This window comes from Luteipulveratus halotolerans (assembly GCF_001247745.1).
Classification (GTDB): domain Bacteria; phylum Actinomycetota; class Actinomycetes; order Actinomycetales; family Dermatophilaceae; genus Luteipulveratus; species Luteipulveratus halotolerans.
Genome location: NZ_LAIR01000002.1, coordinates 649333 through 668457 on the forward strand (window position 1 = coordinate 649333; position 19125 = coordinate 668457).

The window sequence follows — 19125 nt, forward strand, 5'->3', positions numbered from 1 at the left end:
AACCCTACGTGGCCGGCCTGACACGGAAGTCTCCCCGCGCGACCGAGACCCTGAGGATCTCCTGGGAGTCCTCGACCTGGGCCGGGTCCGTCACGACCGTGTCGTCCTCGAGCCGGACCACGGCGTACCCGCGCTCGAGGGTCTGCAGCGGTGACAGCGCTCGTACCTGGGCCCGCAGGTGGCCGATCTGGTCGCTCGCTCGCTCGACGCGCGAGCGCAGCCTGTACGTCGTCCGCTCGCGCAGCGCGTCGATCTCGGCCCGCCGGGTGCGTACGAGGGTGTGCGGGTCGGCGAGGACCGGCCGGCTGCGCAGGGAGTCGAGGTGCCTGCGCTCCGCCGCGAACCGGTGGTGCACCGCGCGACGAGCGCGCTCGCGCGTGGCGGCCAGCCCGGCGAGCTGCTCCTGGAGTGACGGGACGATGTGCTTGGCCGCGTCGGTGGGCGTCGAGGCGCGGACGTCGGCGACGAAGTCGAGCAGGGGAGTGTCGACGTCGTGACCGATGGCCGAGACCACCGGCGTACGGGTCTCGGCGACGGCCCGGACGAGGGCCTCGTTGCTGAACGGCAGAAGGTCCTCGAACGCGCCACCGCCGCGGGCGATCACGATGACGTCGACCTCGGGCAGGGCGTCGAGCTCACCCAGCGCCTCGGTGACGCCGGGCACCGTGTCAGGGCCCTGCACCGCGACGTTGCGGATCTCGAATCTCGTGGCGGGCCAACGGCGTCGGGAGTTCTCGACGACGTCCTTCTCGGCGGCGCCGGCACGGCCGGTGATGAGCCCGACGGTGCGCGGCAGGAACGGCAGCGGTCGTTTGCGCGAGCTGTCGAACAGGCCCTCGCTCCGCAGCAGCTGCTTGAGGTGCTCCAGCCGCGCGAGCAGCTCACCGACGCCGACGGGCCGGATCTGGCGCGCGTCGAGGTGCAGTGAGCCGCGCTTGGTCCAGAACGTCGGCTTGGCGTGCACGACCACCCGGGCGCCCTCGCGGACGGCCACACCCATCGCGTCGAGCGTGTTGACCGGCACCGTCACCGACAGCGACATGTCGACCTCGGTGTCGCGCAGCGTGAGGTAGCAGGTGCCCGGACGCCGGTTGAGCTGGACGACCTGGCCCTCGACCCACAGTGGCGACATCTTGTCGACGTACTCGGAGATCTTCAGGCTCAGCCTGCGCACCGGCCAGGGCTGCTCGGCCGAGGTGTCGGCCGCGCGCTCCGGCAGGGGTGTGGTCACAGGCGGCACGCTAACGCCTGCCTCCGACGGGCGTGCTGCGGGCCGCAGCCGACCGAAGTCTTGGCCAACTCTTGGTGATTCGCGGGTGGCGCGCCGTCGTGCTCGGGGAGAAGGTGATCGCACCTGAGAGCGTGCGCAACAGCGCACCCGAAGATGAGGAGTCAGCCATGGCCAAGGTCGTCAAGCAGGTTCTCGCCCGCGCCACCCGCCGTACGCAGCTCGGTGGCCGCTACACCTACTGGAACTGACACAGCATCATCACCGCAGCCGGGCCCGTGGACGACACTCGTCGCCGCGGGCCCGGCCGCATCCGCGGGAGGGGTGCGATGAGGTACGACCGACCGCCGGGGCCGCGTACGTCGCGCCTGCTCGGCAACACCCTGGAGTACGACCGTGACCGGGTCGGCTTCCTGCGCCGGGCCCACGCGGAGTTCGGTGACGTCTTCTCCTACGACCGACGCACGGTCGTCGTCGCGGACCCCGAGCTGATCCACGGCGTTCTCACCCGCACCAACACCGACTTCGACGGCGACGGCAGCCCGTTCAGCAACGAGCGCGACCTCGACGGCGCCGACACCAGCGCCGACGAGTGGATGGCCGCCCGTCGAGTGGGCTGGCATCGGCTGTCGCGGTCGGCCGTCGGAGCCCACGTCGACCGTCTGGCGGGGATGTTCGACGCGACGTTCACCGGCTCGGGGAGCATCGACGTGCTGCCCACCATGGAGCGCCTGCTCGGTGCCGCGACGGCCGACTTCTGCCTCGGCCGCAGCGCCGCCGGCGTACCCGAGCTCGTCGCGGCGAGCACCGCCGCGCTCGTGCCTGTCGGCGGCACGTCGTACCGGCTGCCGTCGTGGTTGCCGACCCGGTCGACGCGCACGTTCGTCGAGCTGCGCGCGCAGCTGTGGGACGGCCTCGGGACGGCGGTGCGCACCCGCGGGACGGAGCTGGAACGCGAGCCGGGACAGCACGAGCCTCGTGACCTGCTCGACCAGCTCCTGCTCGCCGACCCGCGGGTGAGCGACGGCGACGCCCAACGCTTTCTGCGGGGCGTCCTCATGGCCGGGTACGGCGTCCCGGCCGCCGCGATGAGCTGGGTCGTCGACACCCTGCTCGACCAGCCCGAGCACGCCGGGGTCGTCCGGGCCGAGGTCGACGCGCACGACCTGCGCCGCCCCGACGTGGCCGCGCTCGTGCAGACGGCGGCGTTCGTCCGCGAGGTGCTGCGACTGCGGCCCCCGACCTGGCTGATCGGACGGCACGCGCGGCACGACACCACGCTCGGGTCCTGGCGACTGACCCGGGGTGCCGAGGTGGTGTTCAGCCCCTACCTGCTGCACCGCGACGGCCGGTTCTGGGACCAGCCCGAGGACTTCCGTCCGCGTCGTTGGCTGCCGGGCGCGCCCGCACCCGTACGTCACGCGTACGTGCCGTTCGGGGCCGGTCCGCGCGTCTGCGTCGGCGCTCAGCTCGGGATGCTCCAGCTCACGCTGATCACGGCGTGGCTGGTGGCGCGCTTCGACCTGCAGCGCGAGCAGACCGCGACGGAGTCGTTCGGCGGGCTGCTCGTACCCGCCGGACTGCGCGTGCGGCTGACCGCGCGCTGAACCGGCTTCGTCGTGGACGCCACCGCGCACCTACGATGGTCGGCATGACTGCTCCCACCTCCGCCCAGGCGCAGACCGACACCAAGCGCGTGCTGCTGGCCGCACCTCGCGGCTACTGCGCGGGCGTCGACCGGGCCGTGGTGACGGTGGAGAAGGCGCTCGACCTCTACGGCCCGCCCGTCTACGTGCGCAAGCAGATCGTCCACAACAAGCACGTCGTGACCACGCTGGAGAAGCGCGGCGCGATCTTCGTCGACGAGACCGACGAGGTGCCCGAGGGCGCCACGGTGATCTTCTCCGCGCACGGCGTCGCGCCCGTCGTCCACGACGAGGCCAAGCAGCTGAGCCTGAAGACCATCGACGCCACCTGCCCGCTGGTCACCAAGGTGCACCGCGAGGCCGTGCGGTTCGCCGACGACGACTACGACATCCTGCTCATCGGCCACGAGGGGCACGAGGAGGTCGTCGGCACCTCCGGTGAGGCGCCCGAGCACATCACGCTCGTGCAGAGCCCCGAGCACGTCGACGAGGTCGAGGTGCGCGACCCCGACAAGGTCGTCTGGCTCTCGCAGACCACGCTGTCGGTCGACGAGACGATGGAGACCGTACGCCGGCTGCGCGAGAAGTTCCCCCAGCTGCAGGACCCGCCCTCGGACGACATCTGCTACGCCACCCAGAACCGCCAGCTCGCGGTCAAGCAGATGGCCCCCGAGACCGACCTGATGATCGTGGTCGGCTCGACCAACTCCTCCAACTCGGTGCGCCTGGTCGAGGTCGCGCTCGAGCACGGCGCCAAGGACGGTCACCTGGTCGACTACGCCGACGAGATCGACGAGGCCTGGCTCGAGGGCGTCACCACCGTCGGCGTCACCTCAGGCGCCTCGGTGCCGGAGGTCCTGGTGCGCGACGTGCTCGACTTCCTCGCTCAGCGCGGCTACGAGGACGTCTCGGCCGTCACGGCGGCCGAGGAGAGCCTGCTGTTCGCGCTGCCCAACGAGCTGCGACGCGACCTCAAGGCGCGCGACGGCAGCGACGCCGGCAAGGTCCGCCACGACGCCGGGTCGTTGCACTGAGCGACTCCGTCCGTCGGCGTACGGCGCGGGTCGTCGCCGTCAACGAGCGCGACGAGGTCCTGCTGCTCCGAGGGTGTGACCCGGCGCGGCCGGCGAGGCACTACTGGTTCACCGTCGGCGGCGGCGTCGAGCCCGGTGAGTCGTTGCGCGCGGCTGCGGTGCGGGAGCTCCGGGAGGAGACCGGCGTCGAGATCGCGCCGTCGGTCCTGAGCGAGCAGTTCCACACCGGCCAGCACGAGTCCTCCTTCGACGGCGTCCACTACGTCAACGACGCGGCGTTCTTCACCGTGCGGTTGCCCGCGGCGGTCCACCTGTCGTTGGACGGCCTCGAGGACGGAGAGGTCGGCAACGTGTTCGAGGCGAGATGGGTGAGCCTCGCGGAGCTGGAGCACCTTCCACTCTCGAACGACCAGCTGGTCGACATCTGCGCCATGGCGGTCGAACGGGTGACGGCAGACTGAAATCGCTTGCCTTGTCGTCGACGTCAAGGCCTAACGTCCGGCACGGAGGTGCTCGACATGCGGATCGGTGAGCTCGGACAGCGGGTGGGCGTGACCACGCGCACCCTGCGGCACTACGAGGCGCTCGGACTCATCCGGGCGACGCGTGACGGCAACGGCCACCGCACGTACGACGAGTCCGACGTGCGCGCTGTGCAGGAGATCCGGTCACTGGTCGACCTGGGCTTCGCGCTCGCCGAGACCAAGCCGTTCGTCGACTGCCTGCGCTCGGGCCACGACCTGGCCGGCGTGTGCGCCGACTCGATCGCGGTCTACCGGCGCAAGCTGGCCGAGGTCGACGACTACTTGGAGCGGATGCAGTCCGTACGCCGCGAGCTGCAGGACCAGCTCGACGTCGCGCTGCTCACCCGTGCGGCCGGTCCGCCGCAGTGCGAGCTCACCTCCCACCCGGCCGCACCGGCCGGGTGACGCACCTGATGAGGGAGAGCCCATGTCCGTCTCGACTGCTGCACCGGCCCTGACGCCGGTCACCGACGCCGACTTCGCCGAGGTCGTCCTCGCCGCCGACCAGCCCGTGCTGGTGGAGTTCTGGGCCGACTGGTGCGGCCCGTGCCGCCAGATGAGCCCGGTGATCGAGCAGGTCGCCCACGAGCGCTCAGAGACGCTGCGCGTCGTCGCGCTCGACGGCGACCGCAACCCCGAGACCATGCGGGCGACCGGCGTCCTCGGCATGCCGACCCTGCAGCTGTACGTCGCCGGCGAGCGTGTCGCCGAGATGGTCGGCGCGCGCTCGCGACCGGTGGTGCTGCGCTGGCTGGACGAGCACCTGACTGCGGTCGTGCGCTGATCGGCGCGCGTCGCTCTCAGGCGATGGTCGTGCGCCAGGGACCGCAGGAGAACACCGGTCCGTTGCCGTCCTGGAGGCACGCTCGCCAGTCGATCTCGGTGCCCTCGGGGAAGCTGAGGTTGAACTCCTTGGAGCTGCCGTAGCCTCCGCCGTTGTGGTACGTGCCCCGCACCACCGTGCTGCCGAAGTAACGCCACTGCGCAGCGGCGCCGTGACCGTCTGCCTTGTAGTCGTCGATGTAGAGGTGCTCGCCGTAGGACCAGAACTCTCCCAGCGTCTCGGCGTACCGGGTCTGGAACCGCCACTGGTTGTGCTCGTCCGCCTGTGCCGGCGTCAGGGCCGCGGTGGCGACCAGTGCGAGCGCGGCGGCGGCGCCGGAGGTGCTCCTACGCAGGACGTGACGCATACGTGCTCCTTCGTTGCAGTGATGGAGCATTCACGCTATTCACGTGGTGCGGCGCATCGCACGACTATTGAGGTCAGGCGGTCTCGCCGTCCTGGCGTCGCGGCTCGACCTCGCGGCGGGGTGTCGCGAGGTCGAGGTCGAGCTGGGGGCGGGCGACGTCGACGTCGACCGCGTCGATGAGCTCCTGGGCGGTGAGCGGCCGGGGCGCGGACTGCACCGGCTCGACCGTCGCGAGAGGGTCGGCCGTGAGGTCGAGCTCGCTCATGCGCCGCGCCGTCACGAGCACCCGGGACTCCAGCGAGCCGACCATCGCGTTGTAGGTCTCGACCGACCGACGCAGCGAGGCGCCCATGTCGGACGTGTGCTTGCCGAGGGTGGCGAGCCGGGCGTAGAGCTCCTTGCCCAGCGCGAGCAGCTCGCGCGCGCTGCCCGACAGGGCCTCCTGCTGCCAGGTGAACGCGACCGAGCGCAGCACGGCGAGCAGCGTGCTCGGTGAGGCGAGCACGACCCGCCGGGCCATGGCCCGGTCGAGCAGGGTCGGGTCGGCCGCGAGCGCTGCGACGAGGATCGCGTCACCGGGCACGAAGCACACGACCATCTCGGGCGTCGTACGGAAGGCCGACCAGTACTCCTTGGCGGCGAGCCCGTCGACGTGAGAACGCAGGTGGCGGGCGTGCTCGGCCAGACGGGCCTGCCGCTCGTCGTCGGGCACGTCGTCGGCCTGCGCGGCGAGGAACGCGGTGAGCGGTGCCTTGCTGTCGACGACGAGCACCTTGTCGCCGGGCAGGCGCACGACCACGTCGGGGCGGATGCGCGACTCGTGGCGGCTGGTGGCGGTGACCTGCTCGTCGAAGTCGCAGTGCGCGAGCATGCCGGCGTGCTCGAGGATGCGCCGCAGCTGGACCTCGCCCCACATGCCGCGGGTGGTCGAGGAGTTGAGGGCGCCTGCGAGGGAGGCGGTCTGGTCGCGCAGCGCCGCCGTGCTGCCGGTGACGTCGGTGAGACGTGCGGCGAGCTCGCCGTACTGCTGGACACGATCGCGCTCGAGGGTCGTGACCTGGCGCTCGACCCGCCCGAGCGCGTCGCGCAGGGGCAGCAGCACCGACGCCGTCTGGGCGTCGTCGCTCACGGCCGCCTCGAGGTCGACGACGCGCTCGCGCAGGAGGTCGCGCTCGGTGGCCAGGGCAGCGCTGTGCGCGACGAAGGACTGGCGCAGCCACAGCCACGCCAGGGTGGCGCCGAGCAGCAGGCCGGCGACGAGGGCGAGCACGATCTCCATGGCGCTCACCCTGGCAGGTGGCACCGACAGCGTCAGGGCAGCCGCGCCGGGGCGGCCGTCGTACGACGACCGACGCGGTGCCAGACCAGCCGCAGCACCGCGACGGTGACGACGCCGGCCGCGACCATGCCGACGAGGTTGACACCCAGCTGGGTCGCGCTGCCGACGATCTCGTGCCGGTCGCGGACGGCGAGCCCGAGGGCCAGGTTGCCCGCGGCGGGCACGGTCGTGACGGAGATGAACACGCCGACCATGGCGCTGCTCTTCTGCGTGGCCATCGCCAGCACGCCCGCCGCGCCGGCGACCACGGCGACGATGAACGACCAGCGGTCCGGGTGCCAGATGAACCCGGTCTGCGGCCGGGCCCGCGTCACCATGTCGTCGGTGATCAGACCGGTGGCTGCGCCGATGAGCGCCAGGGCGGTGACCACGGCGATCGCAGCGGCGAAGCCGAGCAGCAGCAGCGTGAGGCTGCGGGCCGCGAGCGACCAGCGCCGCAGGATGACCCCGGTGCAGATGGCGGCGACCGACGCGAACTCGGGCCCGACCACCATGGCGCCCACGACGAGCACGGACGAGTCGGTGATGACGGCGATCGCGGCCAGCACGGTCGCGAGCACCAGGAACACGCCGTACGTGAACGTCGGCCGGCTCCCCGCGTAGGCGCTGTCGATCATCTGGGGCCAGATGACCGCGTCGTCGGCATCGCCGGGGGCGGCGTCGGCGATGCGACGGGCGGCCGCGAACGGTGTGCTGGACGGCTCGGAGATCGTGATGCCGCCGCGCTGCTCCAGGCCCGTCGCCGAGAGCGCGTCGAGCACGTCGCTGGCCGCCTCACGCGCGACGTCGGCCTCGATCACGTCTCCGGCAGGTTTGAGCGAAACCCCCTGCAGGACAACGACGTTCGTGGCGCAGTCGTGGTCGGCGAGGATGTGGCGTACGTCGTCGGTCAGGTCGACCGGGACCACCAGTCGCAGGTGGACGAGCAGGCTCATACCAAGGAGACTCGCACGACAGGGGCCGTTGTGGGCGCAGCCGAGCCGCCCGTCGGCTCGACGGTGACCGCCAGGCTCGCGCCCGGTGTCCCCTGCAGCAGCTGAGGCTGGGCGCCGGTCATGATGCCGGCCGAGCGGGGCGTGCCGGCCGCGTCCAGGAACCACGCCTGGTAGACGTGACCCTTGGGCGCGTCGGGCATGCGCTCGGTCTGGACCGTGGCCGCACCCGCCGACCGTGACGTGGTGACGACGAGGCGCGCGTCGCCCACCGCGGCCGTGTGCTGCTGCGCGTCGGCCGACAGGCGGACGCGCTCTGCGGGCGAGAGCGCGGCGACGGAGGTCGGCTGCTGCCACGGCTGGGCCACGCCCACTCCGATGACCGCGAGCACGGCGACGGCCGCAGCCGCGACGAGCACTCGCGTGCGTGTCAGCCAGGGCCGGGCGGGCGCCGTACGTGGCGCCGTACGACGGTCGGACGGCTCCTGGGGAGGCAGGGCGGCCATGACGCTCGCCTTCAAGGACGGCGGGGGAGCGACCTCGGGTGCCGACGTCGCGAGCGAGAGCACGGCCTCGTCGTACGAGGCGACCTCGGCCCGGCAGCGCTCGCAGGTGCGCAGGTGGCGCTCGAAGGAGGCGCGCTCGATGTCGTCGACCGCCCCGAGGGCGTAGGCGGCAGCCGGCTCGTGGATGTCGTCGTTCATCGGTCACCTCCGATGTGGTCTCGTAGCCGGTTCAGGCCGTCTCGGATGCGGGACTTGGCCGTCCCGAGCGGGATGCCGAGGGTCTCGGCGACCTCAGTGTGGGTGCGGCCGCCGAAGTACGCCAGCTCGACCGCCTCGCGTTGCATGTCGGTGAGCAGCGCCATCGCGCCGCGGACCCGCTCGGCGTCGAGTCGTGCCGTCACGGTCTCGGCGGTGCTGTCGTACGACGTCGGCGTCGCCTGTCGCTCGTAGGTCGCGTCGCGGGCGCGGGCTGCGGACGAGGCTCGTACGCGGTCGACCGCGCGGCGGTGGGCGATCGTCAGCAACCAGCCGAGCGCCGATCCGCGAGAGGGGTCGAACTTCGTTGCCGTGCGCCAGATCTCGAGGAACACCTCCTGGGTGACCTCCTCGGACTGGGCGGGGTCGGTCAGCACGCGCAGCACCAGACCGTGGACCCGCGGGGCCGTGGCGTCGTACAGGCGCGAGAACGCGACCTGCTCGCCGCGTGAGACCGCGGCGAGCAGGTCTGCGAGATCGTGACCGGCCGGTGCCATGTCGCCCATGATGACGGATGGGCGACGGGGAGCGGCGACGGCGGTCACGATGCACCTGCTCAGCTCTTCGGCAGCAGCACCGAGTCGATGATGTAGACCGTGGCGTTGGCGGTCTGCACGTTGCCGCAGACCACCTTGGCGTTGGTGTCGGCCGTGAACGACTCGCCCGAACCCGTCACCTTGACGGTGCTGCCCGAGAGCGTCTTGTGGGTGCCCGCGAGCTGCTCCGGCGTGAGCTTGCCCTGGATGACGTGACCGGTGAGCACCGTGGTCAGCAGGCCCTTCGGGTCGCCCATCGCCTTGTCCATCGTGGCCTTCGGCACCTTGTCGAACGCGTCGTTGGTCGGTGCGAGGACCGTGATGTCCTTGGCGTTGTTGAGCGTGTCGACGAGGCCTGCCTTCTTGACGGCGGTCACCAGGGTGGACAGCGCCGGGTTGTTGCTCGCGGCGGTGGCGACCGGGTCCTGCGCCATGCCGGAGAACGAGCCCTTGCCCGACTTCGGCACGGCCGCACAGCCCGGCCCGAACGGCGCTGCGGCCTGATCCATCCCGTTGCCGGCGGCCGAGCTGGACGGCGCCGCCGTGTCAGAGCTGCTGCCCGCCATGGACGAGTCGGAGGCGGCCGGGGTCGCTGCCGACGAGGCTGCCGCGCTGCTGTCGCCCGAGCCGCTGTCGTCGCTGGAGCCGCAGGCGCCCAGCGCCAGCGGAAGCGAGAGGACGAGCGCAGCGGCGAGGCTGCGGCGGGAGGTCGTCTTCATGGTCGTACTCCTTCGATCCGGTGTGGTCTGTCATGCGTGGTTCGGAGCAGGCCGATCGCCGGATCGGTCTGTGCCGCAATGTTTTTCGCTTACGTCACCATGACGACGACTTCCTGGATGCCGGACGAGCCGGACGGGAACACAGGGGCTCTGGTGTCGTCCTGTACGCGACCGCTTCCGTCCGTGACACGTGCCCGGATCGAGTGCCTCCCGGGTTCAGAGAGCGGTGCTCTCAGGATCCACTGGCGCCAGTAGTCGACGTTGATGTCGGGGCCGAGCTGCGCCGGCTGCCAAGGCTTCTCGTCGATCGACACCTCGACCTTGGCCACGCCGTGCCGCTGTGCCCAGGCGACGCCGCCGATGGTGACGACACCGCGCTTCACCTGCGCCAGGCTCGCCGGCGTGTCGATACGGGCGGAGGGCTTGACCGGGGCGTCAGTAGCCCAGTCGCGCTTGGTCCAGTAGGCCTCGGCCGCGTCGTACGTCGTCACCGTGAGCCGGGTGACCCACTTGGTCGAACCGACGAACCCGTACAGCCCGGGTGTCACGAGGCGGGCGGGGAAGCCGTGCGTCGCCGGGAGCGGCGCACCGTTCATGCCGATCGCCAGCAGTGCGTCACGGTCGTCGGTGAGCGCACCCAACGGCGTACTGACGGTGAACCCGTCCACCGATCGGCTGAGCACCTGTCGGCCGGGGTGGTCCGGGTCGATCACCTCGGCGCGCGCGAGCAGGTCGGCGACGCGGACACCGAGCCAGCGGGCGCCTCCGACGTACTGCCCACCCACCTCGTTGCTGACGCAGGTCATGGTGATGTCGCGCTCGATCAGCGGCATGGTGCGCAGGTCGGCGTAGGTCAGCGTGTAGGGCTTGCGGACGTCGCCGTCGATGCGCAGCTCCCAGCTGTCGCGGTCGACCTTGGGCACGCTGAGCGCGGTGTCGACGCGGTAGAACCCGGCGTTCGGCGTACGCAGTGGCGTGATCTGCCGGTCAGTGGTCTCCAGGCCGCGGGGGAGCGGCGGTCGCGTCTGCGCAGCGGAGGGCAGGCGTACGCCGCGGGTCGGGTCCGACTCCGAGAGCCGCTGCCCGAGCACGGCGGCACCCGCCGATGCGGCGACGACCGCACCCGACCCGATGAGGAACCCGCGCCGCGTGTCCATGCCGGACGGGTACGCCGTCAGGCCACCGAGGGCGTTCGCGCGTACGGGCAGCAGCACCCACAGGACGGCTGCGGCGACCACTGCGGTCACCAGCGACGGCACGACGTACGCCGCGCCGGCTGCGGGACGTGACAGCGCGGCGGACGCCGCGAGCCCGACCAGGGCGAGCAGCAGCGCGAACCCGGCCGGCAGCCACCGGCGCGCGAGCAGTCCCGCCGCAGCAGCGAGCAGGAGCGTGCCGACCGCGACCGACGCCAGGAGCACGGGCTTATCGGCGGTGCCGAACTGACGGATGGCCCAGGTCTTCACAGATGTGGGCGTGCGGTCGATCACCGCTGATCCGACCGCGAGCACCGGTGAGGCCTCGGCTCGGGTGAGTGCCGCGACCAGGTGGCCCGCTGCCATACCGGCGACGGCAGCGATGATGCCGACGAGCGCGGCTCGCGCTCGGGAAGGGGTCATGACCGGTGTTCGGTGCGGCGGCCTCTGCGGATGGGGCCGCCACGCAGCCGAGCACCTACACTCTTGTCCCCGTGGCACTCACCATCGGAATCGTCGGACTTCCCAACGTCGGCAAGTCGACCATGTTCAACGCACTGACCAAGAACAACGTGCTCGCCGCGAACTACCCGTTCGCGACGATCGAGCCCAACGTCGGTGTCGTGCCGCTGCCCGACCCCCGGCTGAAGCAGCTCGCCGAGATCTTCGGGTCGGAGAAGATCCTGCCCGCGACCGTGTCGTTCGTCGACATCGCCGGCATCGTGCGCGGAGCGTCCGAGGGTGAGGGCCTGGGCAACAAGTTCCTCGCCAACATCCGTGAGGCCGACGCGATCTGCCAGGTCGTGCGCGCGTTCGTCGACGACGACGTCACGCACGTCGACGGCAAGGTCTCGCCGGCGTCCGACATGGAGACCATCAACACCGAGCTGATCCTCGCCGACCTGCAGACCCTCGAGAACGCGATCCCGCGCATCGAGAAGGAGGTCAGGCAGAAAAAGGACGACAAGAAGTCCTCTGAACTCCTCGACACGGCGCTCGCGTCACGCACGGTGCTCGAGGCGGGGCAGACGCTGTACGCCGCGATCCACGCCGGCAACACCGACATCGACACGACCTACACGCGTCAGCTCGGTCTGCTCACCACCAAGCCGTTCGTCTACGTGTTCAACGTCGACGAGGACCAGCTCACCGATGAGGCGTTCCAGAGCGAGATGCAGGCGCTGGTCGCTCCGGCCGACGCGATCTTCCTCAACGCCAAGCTCGAGTCCGAGGTCGCCGAGCTCGACGACGAGGACGCCGCCGAGCTGCTGGAGTCGGTCGGCATCACCGAGCGCGGCCTGGATCAGCTGGCGCACAAGGGTTTTCACACGCTCGGCCTGCAGACCTACCTCACGGCCGGCCCCAAGGAGTCGCGTGCGTGGACGATCCCGCAGGGTGCGACCGCGCCTCAGGCGGCCGGTGTGATCCACACCGACTTCCAGAAGGGCTTCATCAAGGCCGAGGTCATCTCGTTCGAGGACCTGGTCGCGACCGGTTCGGTCGCCGAGGCTCGCGCCAAGGGCAAGGCGCGCATGGAGGGCAAGGACTACGTCATGCAGGACGGCGACGTGGTGGAGTTCCGCTTCAATGTCTGACCCGCAGCTGCCGCCGTGCCCCGAGTGTAAGAGCGAGTACGCCTACGAGCAGGGTGCCTTGCTGGTCTGCTCGATGTGCGGCCACGAGTGGGCGCCCGGTGAGACTGACGAGAGCGACGCCATACGCGTGGTCAAGGACGCTGTCGGCAACGAGCTCGCCGACGGCGACACCGTCTCGATCGTCAAAGACCTCAAGGTCAAGGGCGCCGGGGGTGGCGTAGTCAAGGTCGGCACCAAGGTGCGCGACATCCGACTGATCACCGATGGCGTCGGCGACCACGACATCGACGCCAAGGTCCCGGGCTTCGGCCAGATGCAGCTGAAGTCGAGCGTCGTCAAGAAGGTCTGACGGCCTGCACGACCTGGACGAGATGTCCGTCGAGGTCCTCGACCCACGCGATGAGCAGGTGATCGAGCCATGGCGCTGGCGCCTTGATCGGCTTCGCACCGAGCTCGATGAGCCGTGCATGGCCCGCACGAACGTCGTCCGTCCAGAGGATCACCGCGGCGCGTTGACCGACGGCGACCGGGTCGAGGCCGTGGTCATGTCGGGTGCTGGACTCGGCGGCGAGGCCGATCCGGTAGTCGTCGAGCACGAGGTCGACGTGGATGGGTGTGCCTACCTCCGGCGTACGGAACGCCTCCTCGAATCCGAGCGCGCTGTAGAACGTGACAGCACGTTCGATGTCGCGCGTGAACAGGACGATCTGAGGAGTCCGGAAGAGGCTCATGGGCTGAGTCTGGATCGGCCTGTGCCACGCAGCAACTGAACGATGGGGTGGTCAGCCCTCGACGGCGGCCTTGATGGCGGCGAGCGTGCGGTCCATGCCGTCGCGCATCGTCGCGGCGAAGGTGTCCGGCCCACCGAACCAGTCGTCGATGCTCGACCGCGACGCGTCGGAGAGACCGTCCGGCGCCTCGCGTCGCAACGTGAGGCGCGTGCCGTCGGCGTACGGCTGCAGGGTGTACGACCACACCGTCCAGTTCTCCTCGATGCGGAACGCGACCTCGCGGCCGGGCGCCCAGCGCACGACCCGGCCGTGGGTGACCCACTCCAGCTCGCCCTGGCTGTTCTTGTTGGTGAACTCGGCGCCGAGCTCCAGGCGCTCGAAGCCGGACCGCAGCCGCGTCGAGTCGACCTGGGGGCTCCACTCGGGCATCCGCAGCACGTCGCCGACGAGCGACCAGACCTGCTCCGGCGGGGCGGCGATGTCGGTGCTGGACTCCAGCCGGGTGTCGTACGACGTGGGCATGGCCCCTCCTGCGACGTGATCTATGCGTCCGCTCGGACGCCTTGTTGTCGACGCTAGCGTCGACCAGTGGTTTGCGTCCAGTCGGTCGCATAAACTGCGCGGCATGACCGAGCACGCCACCGACGGCCGACGCGCGCGCGGCGACGCCACCCGGCGTACGGCCGCGCGTGCTGCCGCCGACATCGCCACCACCCACGGCCTCGACTCCATCTCGGTAGGCGCACTCGCGGCGGCGACCGGCCTCAGCAAGAGCGGCATCCTGACGGTGTTCGGGACGCGCGAGGCGATCCAGGTGGGAGCGGTCGCCGAGGCGCGGCGCATCTACATCAGCACGGTGATCACGCCGGTCTGGCACATCGAGCCAGGGCGCGAGCGGTTGCTGGCCCTGCTCGACTCCTGGGTCGCCTACCTGCGGGCCGGCACCTTCCCGGGCGGCTGCTTCGTCGCAGCGACGACCGTCGAGTTCGGCCACCGCGACGGCCCGGTCGCCGACGCCGTACGCCGGCTCAAGCGAGAGTGGCTCGACCTGCTGGAGGCCGAGCTCGCGACCGCTGGGTCCGACGACCCGGCGCGTGACGCGTTCTGCATCGACGCCTACCTGGGCGCCGCCAACTCTCGGCGCGAGCTGTTCGGTGACGATGCCGCGCTCGACCGCGCCCGCGACCTCGCCTGCTCGGTCGTGCCGGGCTGAAGGCACGCCACGCCACCCCGTCGGGTGACGAGGCACCCCGCGGTTGTCAGGGGCCCGGTCATCGGACGGGTACGGGTCGTCGAGATGTGGGGCGCTCGAGGGTGGGGCCGCAGATGGGCTAGCGGTCGCGCGGGGCGATCGTGAGGTGGACGGTCACCGTGTCGTCGAGGTCGATCTGCTCGGCGCGGCGTACGGCGTCCTTCAGTGGTACGACGTAGCCGCCGTCCTTGGGCCACAGCGACGTCGTGAACTCCGTCGCGCCGAGCCGGCCGCTCACCGGGATCATGCCCCAGCCGTAGGTCACCTCGGCCGCGATCTCGCGGATCTCCTCGGCCTGGGGCATGGGCACGGTGACGAAGTGGTACGGCGCCGGGCCGCGCCAGTACCAGACCTCACCGGTGACCTCGAGAGCATCGCCTGTCATGGTCCGAGACTAGATTCGGTGCCGGTCGAAACGCTGCCGCATCAAGGAGTGACCCACCGTGGCTGGTGACACGAGCCCCACCGCTCGGGCGCTGCTGGCCCTCGAGCTGATCCAGGGCAGTCCCGGCATCTCCGCCGATCGGCTCGCCTACAAGCTCGGCGTCTCCGAACGCGCGGCCCGCCGCTACGTCGCGATCCTGCGTGAGGCCGACATCCCGATCGAGTCCGAGCGTGGCCCGTACGGCGGCTACCGCGTCGGGCGCGGACTGCGGCTGCCGCCGCTGGTGTTCAGCGCCACCGAGGCGCTCGGCCTGGTGATGGCCGTGCTCGACGGCCACCGTGACGCCGGTGACCCCACCGACCCGGTCGGCAGCGGCCTCGGCAAGATCGTGCGCGCCCTGCCCGAGCCGGTCGCCGCTCAGGCCGAGATGGTCCGGCAGCGGGCCGCCGCCGCGACCGACCGGTCGGCGGCCAGGCCCGACCCCACCACGACGAGCACGCTCGTGCAGGCCTGCGTCGACCAGCGTCGCGTACGCATCGACTACCGCACCGAGGCGGGCACCGAGTGGGTCGCCGAGGTCGACCCGTGGGCGGTCGTCGTACGCCACGGCCGCTGGTACCTCATGTGCCACTCGCACACGGTCGACGCGCAACGGGCCTACCGCATCGACCGCGTCCGTGCGGCCGAGCTGCTCGACACGTCGTTCGTCCCGCCGCCCGACCTCGACGCGGTCGCGATGCTCGAGGACCACCTCGCGGTCGGGTGGGAGTACGACGTCGAGGTCGTCATCGACGGGCCGATCGACCGGCTGCAGCGCTGCGTGCCGCGCTCGATCGGCCGGCTCGAGGCGGTCGACGCCGAGACCACCCGGCTCGTCGGCAGCACCAGCAACCCCTGGTTCTACGCCGAGCAGCTCGCCACGATCCCGGCCGACTACCGCATCGTGCACGGGCCTGAGCTGAGGGCGACGGCACGAGCGCTCGGCCAACGCCTGCTCGACGCCGCCGGTCCTGCCGACGACGAGTCCGACCCGCAGTGTCAGGCGTAGTCGGCGAGCAGACCCACCAGCTCGGCCCGGTCGTCGAGGCGGCGGGTCGGCGGTGGCGCAGGAGCCGCGGCGGGAGCCCCGATGCGGCGTACGCGCTCGACGACCTCGGGTGAGGCGATCCGGCGCTCGTCGTCGAGCACCATGCTGGCGCGCAGCACCACCCTGAACAGGTCCGGGTCGAGACGGGCCGCCCGCTCGACCTCGTCGGCGCTCACCGGGTGACCGTGCGGCAGCTCGAGGTCGGGTGCGTTGGGCGGCACCGGCGTACCGTGCAGCGACGCGCGCAGCGCCGACGTCATCGTCGTGTCGCTCGCGCTCGCCTCTCGGTAGTACGGCGCGAGGCTGTCGCGCTGCCAGGCGTCGTACGAGTGGGTCAGGTCGTCGCCGGTGTGCTCCTGGGCGAGGTCGTGCAGCCGCCCGGCGGCGGCCAGGCCCATCGAGATGCCCCGGCCACGAGTGGGATTCGTCATCGCGAGGCTGTCGCCCACCTGAGCCGGGCCGCGCACGAGCGGGCGCCCGTCGCGCACCAGCGACCGCATCCTGTTGTCGATGGAGCCGAGCGCGAACACCGGCGAGACGGGTTCGAGCACGGCGTACCACTCGGCGAAGTCCTCGTTGGCGCCGAGCACCGCCTCGCACGCCTCCGGGTGGCGCAGCCGCTTGAGCAGCGGGTCGGCGTCGTGCGTGCACAGGGCGACCATCGCGGTGCTGCTGTCGCCGAGGAACATGAACTGGTGCACCGAGCCGAACAGGTGCGCGTCGGCGAAGCCACGGTTCATGCGCAGCTCGCGCTCGAACCGGTAGTGCCGCGAGTAGTACGTCACCTCGCCCGGGTCGACCTGCACGGGCTGCTCGACGCCGGCTCGTGCCAACCACGACGAGACGGGTGACCGGCGTCCGCCCGCGTCGATGACGAGGTCCGCGCGCTCGGTCGCACCGTCGACGCGTACGCCGGTCACGCGCGGCACCGAACCCGTCGCGTCGATCTCGAGTCCCGTTGCGCGAGAGGCGATCTCGACGATCTCGCGAGTAGCGCGGACCGCGGTCCCGAGTGTGTGGTCGAGGAGCACCCGGCGTGAACGCAGGCAGGTGAAGTCGTCGTCCTGATCACGGCCGCCGTCCACGAGCGCCGGCGGGCAGAGTCGGTCCAGGGTGACCTCGGTGCCACCGTGCGCGAGCAGGTCGTCGTAGACGTCGGGCAGGCGGTGCCGCAGCTCGTAGCGGGCTCGTGACATCAGCCCGTGCGCGTGGACGGCGTGCGGGGCACCCGGTCGTGGTGCGGTCTCGGGCAGGCCGCCGTCACCGACGAACCGGCGCGTCTCGGGCTCGACGAGCAGGACCTCCCAGCCACTGCGGGCGAACAGCAGCGCGCTGGTGGCACCGACCGCCGAGCCCCCGCTGATCGCGACACGCACCCGCACCACGCTAGGCGAGCGACGCCTCCACGTCATCCGTTGACCGTGGCGCCTGCGGCTCGGGCTCCGGGCGTGGTCGTACGAGCACCGCCGCGACCAGGCCACCCGCCACTCCGAGGAACCCGGCGATGAGAGCGGTGGCGCGCAGTCCGTCGACGGATGCGGCCTGCACGGCCGACTCCAGCGACGCCCGGACGCCGGCCGGTGCATGCGCGATGACCTGCGCCGCCTGCCCGCCGGCCACGGCGTCCGACACCTCGTCGGCGCGGGGCACACCCCGGTCGGTGATCGTCGAGGAGATCCGTGCGGCGTACACGCTGCCGAGGGCCGCGATGCCCAGAGCGAAGCCGAGCTGGCGTGCGGTGTTCACGGCCCCGGCCGCCATCCCACCGCGCTGGATGGGCACGGACGCCATCGCGGTCGAGCTGATCGTGGGAGCAGCCAGGCCGACGCCCACGCCGGAGATCGCCATTCCGGCCATGAGGGCCTTCCAGTCGGCACCCTCGCCGAGCTGTGCCGCGACGACGAGGCCACCGACCCCGGTCAGGACGATGCCGGCGCTGATCGCGATCCACGTGCGCGAGCCGTGCAGCATGCGCCCGATGCTCGCGCTCGTGACGAACGACGTCACCGCGAGCGGCAGTGAGGCGAGGCCTGCCTCGACGGGCGACATGTGCAGCACCGACTGCATCCAGATCGACGCGTAGGTCAGGTAGGCGAATGCGCCTGCGGTCAGGACGAATCCGGCGACCAGCGCTCCCACGAACGGGCCGTTGCGCAGCAGCGACAGGTCGAGCATCGGGTGGGGGATCCGTGCCTGGATCGCGACGAAGGCGAGCAGCGCGAGGACGCTCACGGCCAGCAGCGCGAGGACGACACCGGCGCCCCAGCCGTCCTCGTTCGCCTTGATGAGCGCGTACGTCAACGTGCCGGCGAACGTCGTGAACGTGAGCATCCCGAGGACGTCGGTGGGCGTACGACGGCGGTCGGTGTCGGCGGGCAGGACCCGGAAGCAGAGCGCGATCGCGGCCAGGGCGAACGGCAGGTTGACGAAGAAGATCCACCGCCACGAGAGGTGCTCGGTGAGCAGGCCGCCGGCGATCGGGCCGATGGCCGCGGCCGCGCCGGACACGGCGCCCCACATGCCGTACGCCGTGCCGCGGTCCTTGCCCTGGTAGGAGGAGTTCAGCAGCGCGAACGTGGTCGCGAACATCGCGGCGGCGCCGAGGCCCTGTACGCCGCGGCCGGCGATCAGCAGGCCGGAGGACGTCGCGAGTCCGCACACGGCCGACGAGGTAGCGAACAGCGCGAGCCCCGCGACGTACGTGCCGCGGTGGCCGAGCCGGTCGGCGAGCGTGCCGACGCTCATCAGCAGCGCGGCCAGCACGAGCGCGTAGATGTCGACGACCCACTGCAGGGCCGAGAAGGTCGTGTCGAGTCCGGAGGCCATGTCGGGCAGGGCCACGTTGACGATGGTCACGTCGACCAGCAGCATCAGCGTGCCGGTGCAGATCGTGAGGAGCGGTAGCCACTTGCGCACGGGTCGAGTCCTTGTCACGAAGGGTAGGAAGCCGCCGCGGCCCCCTTGCCGCGG

Annotated in this window: 23 protein-coding genes; 10 read left to right on the forward strand and 13 right to left on the reverse strand. The window is 71.3% G+C overall.

What is annotated here, in order from left to right; all coding sequences use genetic code 11:
- Positions 1-4: 4 nt before the first annotated feature.
- On the reverse strand, positions 5-1231 hold the full coding sequence (gene xseA / locus VV01_RS03680; protein WP_050668708.1) for an exodeoxyribonuclease VII large subunit: 1227 nt from the start codon (positions 1229-1231) through the stop codon (positions 5-7).
- A gap of 113 nt (positions 1232-1344) precedes the next feature.
- Here xseA and VV01_RS24580 point away from each other — a divergent pair, with 113 nt between their 5' ends.
- From VV01_RS24580 to VV01_RS03705, 6 genes are all read left to right on the forward strand, one after another.
- Complete coding sequence (locus VV01_RS24580) at positions 1345-1479, forward strand: hypothetical protein (protein WP_269431111.1); 135 nt, start codon at positions 1345-1347, stop codon at positions 1477-1479.
- Positions 1480-1557: 78 nt separating this feature from the next.
- Complete coding sequence (locus VV01_RS03685) at positions 1558-2835, forward strand: cytochrome P450 (RefSeq protein ID WP_050668709.1); 1278 nt, start codon at positions 1558-1560, stop codon at positions 2833-2835.
- A 44-nt stretch (positions 2836-2879) separates the two neighbouring features.
- Entirely contained in the window at positions 2880-3908 is a 1029-nt protein-coding gene (locus tag VV01_RS03690; protein WP_050671699.1) for a 4-hydroxy-3-methylbut-2-enyl diphosphate reductase, read from the forward strand.
- On the forward strand, positions 3905-4369 hold the full coding sequence (locus tag VV01_RS03695) for an NUDIX hydrolase (protein ID WP_082220804.1): 465 nt from the start codon (positions 3905-3907) through the stop codon (positions 4367-4369). The genes VV01_RS03690 and VV01_RS03695 overlap by 4 nt, the downstream gene beginning before the upstream one ends.
- Before the next feature lie 57 nt (positions 4370-4426).
- The gene (locus VV01_RS03700; RefSeq protein WP_050671700.1) at positions 4427-4837 is read left to right on the forward strand and encodes a MerR family transcriptional regulator; all 411 of its coding nucleotides are present in this window, start codon (positions 4427-4429) and stop codon (positions 4835-4837) included.
- Positions 4838-4859: 22 nt separating this feature from the next.
- On the forward strand, positions 4860-5216 hold the full coding sequence (locus VV01_RS03705; RefSeq protein ID WP_050668711.1) for a thioredoxin family protein: 357 nt from the start codon (positions 4860-4862) through the stop codon (positions 5214-5216).
- Positions 5217-5232: 16 nt separating this feature from the next.
- Here the strand turns inward: VV01_RS03705 and VV01_RS03710 are convergent, their stop codons facing one another.
- From VV01_RS03710 to VV01_RS03740, 7 genes are all read right to left on the reverse strand, one after another.
- Positions 5233-5622 carry a hypothetical protein gene (locus tag VV01_RS03710; protein ID WP_050668712.1) on the reverse strand — a complete coding sequence of 130 codons (390 nt, stop codon included), beginning with the start codon at positions 5620-5622 and terminating at the stop codon, positions 5233-5235.
- A gap of 73 nt (positions 5623-5695) precedes the next feature.
- Positions 5696-6901, reverse strand: coding sequence for a DNA recombination protein RmuC (locus VV01_RS03715; protein WP_050668713.1), 1206 nt, complete (start codon positions 6899-6901; stop codon positions 5696-5698).
- 32 nt (positions 6902-6933) lie between these two features.
- A complete protein-coding gene (locus VV01_RS03720; RefSeq protein ID WP_050668714.1) occupies positions 6934-7896 on the reverse strand; it encodes a DUF389 domain-containing protein in 963 nt (320 codons plus the stop codon).
- Complete coding sequence (locus VV01_RS03725; protein ID WP_050668715.1) at positions 7893-8597, reverse strand: anti-sigma factor; 705 nt, start codon at positions 8595-8597, stop codon at positions 7893-7895. The genes VV01_RS03720 and VV01_RS03725 overlap by 4 nt, the downstream gene beginning before the upstream one ends.
- Positions 8594-9160 carry an ECF RNA polymerase sigma factor SigK gene (sigK, locus tag VV01_RS03730; protein WP_407942933.1) on the reverse strand — a complete coding sequence of 189 codons (567 nt, stop codon included), beginning with the start codon at positions 9158-9160 and terminating at the stop codon, positions 8594-8596. The genes VV01_RS03725 and sigK overlap by 4 nt, the downstream gene beginning before the upstream one ends.
- 50 nt (positions 9161-9210) lie before the next feature.
- Positions 9211-9909 (reverse strand): fasciclin domain-containing protein, encoded by a 699-nt coding sequence (locus VV01_RS03735; RefSeq protein WP_050668716.1) that lies wholly within the window; start codon positions 9907-9909, stop codon positions 9211-9213.
- 89 nt (positions 9910-9998) lie between these two features.
- Positions 9999-11528 (reverse strand): molybdopterin-dependent oxidoreductase, encoded by a 1530-nt coding sequence (locus VV01_RS03740; protein WP_050668717.1) that lies wholly within the window; start codon positions 11526-11528, stop codon positions 9999-10001.
- 71 nt (positions 11529-11599) lie between these two features.
- On the opposite strand from VV01_RS03740, the gene ychF reads away from it, so the two are divergent.
- Together ychF and VV01_RS03750 are read left to right on the forward strand one after the other, a co-directional pair.
- Positions 11600-12700 carry a redox-regulated ATPase YchF gene (ychF, locus tag VV01_RS03745; protein ID WP_050671702.1) on the forward strand — a complete coding sequence of 367 codons (1101 nt, stop codon included), beginning with the start codon at positions 11600-11602 and terminating at the stop codon, positions 12698-12700.
- On the forward strand, positions 12693-13049 hold the full coding sequence (locus VV01_RS03750; RefSeq protein ID WP_050668718.1) for a zinc ribbon domain-containing protein YjdM: 357 nt from the start codon (positions 12693-12695) through the stop codon (positions 13047-13049). The genes ychF and VV01_RS03750 overlap by 8 nt, the downstream gene beginning before the upstream one ends.
- On the opposite strand, the gene VV01_RS03755 is transcribed toward VV01_RS03750, so the two are convergent.
- Together VV01_RS03755 and VV01_RS03760 are read right to left on the reverse strand one after the other, a co-directional pair.
- Positions 13036-13431: a VOC family protein gene (locus VV01_RS03755; protein ID WP_050668719.1), complete on the reverse strand. Its 396-nt coding sequence runs from the start codon at positions 13429-13431 to the stop codon at positions 13036-13038. The genes VV01_RS03750 and VV01_RS03755 overlap by 14 nt on opposite strands.
- 51 nt (positions 13432-13482) lie before the next feature.
- Positions 13483-13953, reverse strand: coding sequence for an SRPBCC family protein (locus VV01_RS03760; protein WP_050668720.1), 471 nt, complete (start codon positions 13951-13953; stop codon positions 13483-13485).
- A gap of 103 nt (positions 13954-14056) precedes the next feature.
- Here VV01_RS03760 and VV01_RS03765 point away from each other — a divergent pair, with 103 nt between their 5' ends.
- Entirely contained in the window at positions 14057-14644 is a 588-nt protein-coding gene (locus VV01_RS03765; RefSeq protein WP_050668721.1) for a TetR/AcrR family transcriptional regulator, read from the forward strand.
- A 118-nt stretch (positions 14645-14762) separates the two neighbouring features.
- Here VV01_RS03765 and VV01_RS03770 read toward each other — a convergent pair whose 3' ends face one another.
- The gene (locus VV01_RS03770; RefSeq protein WP_050668722.1) at positions 14763-15068 is read right to left on the reverse strand and encodes a DUF1905 domain-containing protein; all 306 of its coding nucleotides are present in this window, start codon (positions 15066-15068) and stop codon (positions 14763-14765) included.
- A 58-nt stretch (positions 15069-15126) separates the two neighbouring features.
- Between VV01_RS03770 and VV01_RS03775 the strand changes: the two genes are divergently transcribed.
- Positions 15127-16116 carry a helix-turn-helix transcriptional regulator gene (locus VV01_RS03775; RefSeq protein ID WP_050668723.1) on the forward strand — a complete coding sequence of 330 codons (990 nt, stop codon included), beginning with the start codon at positions 15127-15129 and terminating at the stop codon, positions 16114-16116.
- On the opposite strand, the gene VV01_RS03780 is transcribed toward VV01_RS03775, so the two are convergent.
- Positions 16107-17531 carry an FAD-dependent oxidoreductase gene (locus tag VV01_RS03780; RefSeq protein ID WP_157508727.1) on the reverse strand — a complete coding sequence of 475 codons (1425 nt, stop codon included), beginning with the start codon at positions 17529-17531 and terminating at the stop codon, positions 16107-16109. The genes VV01_RS03775 and VV01_RS03780 overlap by 10 nt on opposite strands.
- A 10-nt stretch (positions 17532-17541) precedes the next feature.
- Positions 17542-19071 (reverse strand): MFS transporter, encoded by a 1530-nt coding sequence (locus tag VV01_RS03785; RefSeq protein ID WP_050668725.1) that lies wholly within the window; start codon positions 19069-19071, stop codon positions 17542-17544.
- Positions 19072-19125 lie beyond the last annotated feature (54 nt).